This is a genomic window from Ferrovibrio terrae (assembly GCF_943371255.1).
GTDB lineage: Bacteria > Pseudomonadota > Alphaproteobacteria > Ferrovibrionales > Ferrovibrionaceae > Ferrovibrio > Ferrovibrio terrae_B.
This window is the reverse complement of sequence record NZ_CALRUC010000189.1, coordinates 1-4358: the sequence shown is the minus strand read 5'-3', so window position 1 is coordinate 4358 and position 4358 is coordinate 1. Positions and strand designations below refer to the sequence as shown.

Genomic DNA, 4358 nt, shown 5'->3' with positions numbered 1-4358 from the left:
TGGCATAAGGCAGTCCTGGCGGCAGCGCTGGGTCTCGCGGTGGTGTCCGTCGGCGGTCTAGCCTTTGCCCAGGCAGACGCCATCAAGGCGCGCAAGGACGGTTTCCAGGTGTTCCGCGTTTCGGCGGGCGCCATCAAGAAGGTGGTCGATGATAACGGCCCGGCTTCGGCCGCCGTTGCTCCGGCTGAAGCGATTGCGTCCCAGGCTGCCCGGCAGTTGCAACATTTCCCAGCCGGTTCCGACAAGGGCGACACCAAGGCCAAGCCGGAAATCTGGGCCAACATGGCCCAGTTCGAGGGCTACATGAAGGATCTGGAAGCCAAGGCGACCGCCGTGGCGACGGCTGCAAAGGCCGGTGACATTGCCGCCGTGAAGGCGGGCTTCGGCGCCATGGGCGGCGCCTGCGGCACCTGCCACAAGGCGTTCCGTAACGACTGACCCGATCTCTCGGGGTGCAGATCAGGCGCAGCCCATAAGGGGCTGCGCCTTTTTTGTTGTTACTTGATCAGGGCAATGCCGCCGAAGACTGTGGCGAGGCAGAGTGCGAAGATCGCCAGCGCCAGCAGCGGATGGCCGCCGGTGGCTTCGGCTGCGGCCGGGGCATCCTTTTTGCGGCCGGTCACCATCGGCGTCACCAGATTCTCTTTCTTGACCGTCAGGTAGAAGACGGTGGCCAGCAGATGCACCGCGATCACCGCCAGCAGCAGCCAGATCGCCCTGCGATGGATGGTGCTGAGCAGGGCGGCGGTGCTGCCGGAAACCTTGGAGAACAGCGGCCCGTCGGTGACGATATCGTCGCTGGTGAACAGGCCGGTGCAGGCCTGCAGCAGCAGCAGACCCAGCATGGCGAGCACGGCATAGCCGCCGACCGGGTTATGGCCGATGTATGTGGGACCGGGGCGGCCGAACAGGGTGCCGAGATAGCGCAGGCCGGACATCGGTCCGGCGACGAAATTGGCAAAACGGGCATAGCGGTTGCCGGTAAAGCCCCAGATCAGCCGGAACAGCACCAGGCTGAGAACCACCTGGCCGAGCGTCATATGCAGGTCCAGCTTGCCTTTCCAGGCGGTCGCGACCATGGCGATGACCAGGCCCACCAGGGCCCAGTGGAACAGGCGGGTCGGCAAATCCCAGACCCTGATCTGGGCCCGGATCGAAGCGGTGCCGGCTGAACCGGTGGCGGTGTGGGGCGTTTCAGTCATGAACCACTTGCATGAAGGGATACTGGGTCAGTGTTTTGCAGTGCAATTGTAAGGAATTGCAAACCTTGGGCAAGGTAGGGGTGTTGTATCGCCTCTGGCGAGGACTTAATCTCACGCGTCGTTCACAATTTTGCTAGCCGGGACAATCGGGTGCGGGGCAGTCGCTTCTTCTTCATTCTTCTCGCCGTCGCGGTTCTGGGCATCCTGGCCGTGATCTTTTTCGGCGCCGACGCCAACAAGCGCGGCATGACACCCACCGCCAATATCCCGCCGCCGCCGGTGCCGGCCGCACCGGTCGCGCCATCGCCGGACAGTGTCGCCAAGGCGCCGCCCAGCTTCGATGTCGTGCGGATCAGCCGCAACTGCACGTCTGTGTTCGCCGGCCGCGCCATGGCCGGATCGGTGGTGGTGATCAGGGCCGGCCAGCGCGAGCTTGGCCGTGTCACCGCCGATACCCGTGGCGAATGGGTGCTGGTGCCCGACCTGCCGCTGGAGCGCGGCAACCAGGAATTCACGCTCGAATCCCAGATGCAGGGCCAGGAGCCGATCAAGGCCGAGGCCTCGGTGGTTGCCGTGGTGCCGGAATGCCAGCCGGGCGAGGGCGGCGAGCAGGCGATTGCCGTGCTCACGCCGCTGAAGGGGGCCAGCCGCCTGCTGCAGCGTCCCGACGGCCCGCTCGATCCGGCCCGCAAGGGGCTGGCGCTGGATGCCATCGAATATGACCAGACTGGCAACCTGATCCTGTCGGGTCGCGCCCAGCCGGGCTCGACCGTGCAGATCTACCTGAACAACGAGCCGATCGGCGTTGCCACCGCCGACAACAATGGCCGGTGGACGCTGCGGCCCGACAAGTCGGTCGATCCCGGCATCTATTCGCTGCGCGTCGACCAGGTCGAACAGGCCGGCGGCAGGGTCGCCTCGCGCCTGGAAATGCCGTTTGCCCGCGCCCGGCCCGAGGATGTCAAATTCGACGCCAGCGGCAACAGCATCATCGTGCAGCCGGGCAACAGCCTGTGGCGCATTGCCCGCCAGATTTACGGCCAGGGCCCGCGCTATACCGAGATCTACCAGGCCAACCAGGCCCAGATTCAGGATCCGGACATGATCTATCCGGGCCAGGTCTTCGCCGTGCCGCGCCCCGCCGGGCAAGCTGGCGGCAAGTCGAACTGATCAGATAGCCGGCCCTGGGCATCCGGGCCGGCTGTCATCCCTTACCCCGCCGGCCCCGGCGCGCTACACTCTCCCCGATTTGCAATTCCAATTGCGCCGGCAGGTCGGACCCCGCCAGGCGCATCGAGGACCGGTTTCGTGAGCATGGATTCCCCCGTTGCCCGGCAGGGGCCTGCCGGGGCGGCGGCTGCGCCGGGCGCACCCGCGCCGGTTTTTGCCGCCATCGATCTCGGCACCAACAACTGCCGGCTGCTGATCGCGCGGCCGCTGCGCGAGAATTTCCGCGTCATCGAGGCGTTTTCCCGCATCGTGCGGCTGGGCGAGGGCCTCAGTGCATCCGGTCGCCTGTCGGAAGCGGCGATGGCGCGCACCATCGAGGCACTGAAAATCTGCTCCGAGAAGATGGCGCGGCGCAACGTGGCGATTGCCCGCGCGGTCGCCACCGAGGCCTGCCGCCGCGCCGCCAATGGCGCCGAATTCCTGCATGAGGTGAAATCCGCCACCGGCATCGACCTCGATATTATTTCGACGGCCGAGGAGGCACGTCTGGCGCTGGCCGGCTGTGCGCCGCTGCTGGAACCGCCGCATCGCCAGGCCATCGTCTTCGATATCGGCGGCGGTTCGACCGAAATTCTCTGGGCCCGCCTGCTCAGTGGCGGCCGCACCGAAGTGATCGACTGGATCTCGCTGCCATTTGGCGTGGTCAACCTGACCGAACGCTTCGGTCCCGGTGACAGCCACAGCGGCAGCTATGGCCAGATGATCGACATGGTGGCCGAAGCGCTGCAGCCCTTCGAGACCAAGCACGAACTTGGCCCGCAGCTGAAGACCGGCTTTATCCAGGTGCTGGGCACATCGGGCACGGTGACGACGCTGGCCGGCGTGCATCTCAATCTGCCGCGCTACGAGCGCCGCCATGTCGATGGCTGCTGGCTGGAATTTCCCACCGTGATCGAGCAGTCACGGCGACTGGCGTCGCTCAGTGTCCCGGACCGTGCATTGCATCCCTGCATCGGCGAGGAACGCGCCGATCTGGTGGTGGCGGGCTGCGCCATTCTTGAAGCGCTGTATCGCTTCTGGCCGGCGACGCGCCTGCGCGTGGCTGATCGCGGCGTGCGAGAAGGCGTGCTGGTCGAGCTGATGCGCCAGCGGCGCCGGCAGCAGCATGGGAGACGGCCATGAACGCGCCGCGCAAACCCGGCCCGAAGGTCAAGGTGAAAACCGCACGCGGCCGCAGTGTCGGCCAGGCGAAATGGCTGCTGCGCCAGCTCAACGATCCCTATGTGGCGGCAGCAAAGTCCGAAGGCTGGCGCAGCCGCGCCGCCTATAAGCTGATCGAGCTGGACGACAAGTACAAACTGCTCAAGCCCGGCATGCGCATCGTCGATCTGGGTGCGGCACCCGGCGGCTGGACCCAGGTGGCGGTGAAACGCGTGAAGTCGCTCGACAAGGGCCCGGGTGCCGGCGGCGGCTTCGTGCTCGGCGTTGATATCAATCCGGTCGATCCGATTCCCGGCGCCACGCTGCTGCTGCAGGATTTCCTCGCCGATGGTGCCGACCAGAAGGTGATCGATGCGCTTGGCGGCAAGGCTGATTTCGTGTTCTCCGACATGGCCGCGCCTGCCACCGGCCATCGCCAGACTGACCATATCCGCATCATGGCGCTGTGCGAGGTGGCGCTCGATTTCGCGATCCGGGTGCTCAATCCGGGCGGCGGCTTCCTCGCCAAGGTGCTGCGCGGCGGCACCGAAAACGAGCTGCTTGCCACCATGAAGCGGGATTTCCGCACCGTCCGGCATGTCAAACCGCCGGCCAGTCGGGCGGATTCGGCCGAGAGTTACGTGATCGCCACCGGCTTTCGCGGCTAAATAGCCTGAATTCCTGCGTTTATTGAGGCTGGACCGCGCCGGAAAGACGGTCTATATCCTCCGCGGCAAGGATACCTTCCTCCCAGTCAGGAGCCGCCTTGCCAATGACCGCGCCGGA

General features: G+C 65.9%; 5 protein-coding genes. 4 read left to right on the top strand and 1 reads right to left on the bottom strand.

All coding sequences use genetic code 11. From position 1 onward, the window contains the following. A partial coding sequence (locus AAG799_RS22455) for a cytochrome c (RefSeq protein ID WP_341899317.1) occupies positions 1-438 on the top strand: 438 nt, incomplete at its 5' end. A gap of 59 nt (positions 439-497) precedes the next feature. Here the strand turns inward: AAG799_RS22455 and AAG799_RS22450 are convergent. Then, a complete protein-coding gene (locus AAG799_RS22450; RefSeq protein ID WP_341899316.1) occupies positions 498-1202 on the bottom strand; it encodes a cytochrome b/b6 domain-containing protein in 705 nt (234 codons plus the stop codon). A gap of 150 nt (positions 1203-1352) precedes the next feature. Between AAG799_RS22450 and AAG799_RS22445 the strand changes: the two genes are divergently transcribed. The 3 genes from AAG799_RS22445 to AAG799_RS22435 all read left to right on the top strand — a co-directional run bounded on the left by AAG799_RS22445 (position 1353) and on the right by AAG799_RS22435 (position 4240). Continuing rightward, positions 1353-2372 carry an Ig-like domain-containing protein gene (locus tag AAG799_RS22445; RefSeq protein WP_341899315.1) on the top strand — a complete coding sequence of 340 codons (1020 nt, stop codon included), beginning with the start codon at positions 1353-1355 and terminating at the stop codon, positions 2370-2372. 144 nt (positions 2373-2516) lie between these two features. Next, on the top strand, positions 2517-3554 hold the full coding sequence (locus AAG799_RS22440; protein ID WP_341899318.1) for a Ppx/GppA phosphatase family protein: 1038 nt from the start codon (positions 2517-2519) through the stop codon (positions 3552-3554). Beyond that, positions 3551-4240, top strand: coding sequence for an RlmE family RNA methyltransferase (locus AAG799_RS22435; RefSeq protein ID WP_341899314.1), 690 nt, complete (start codon positions 3551-3553; stop codon positions 4238-4240). The genes AAG799_RS22440 and AAG799_RS22435 overlap by 4 nt, the downstream gene beginning before the upstream one ends. The last annotated feature ends 118 nt before the right edge of the window (positions 4241-4358 follow it).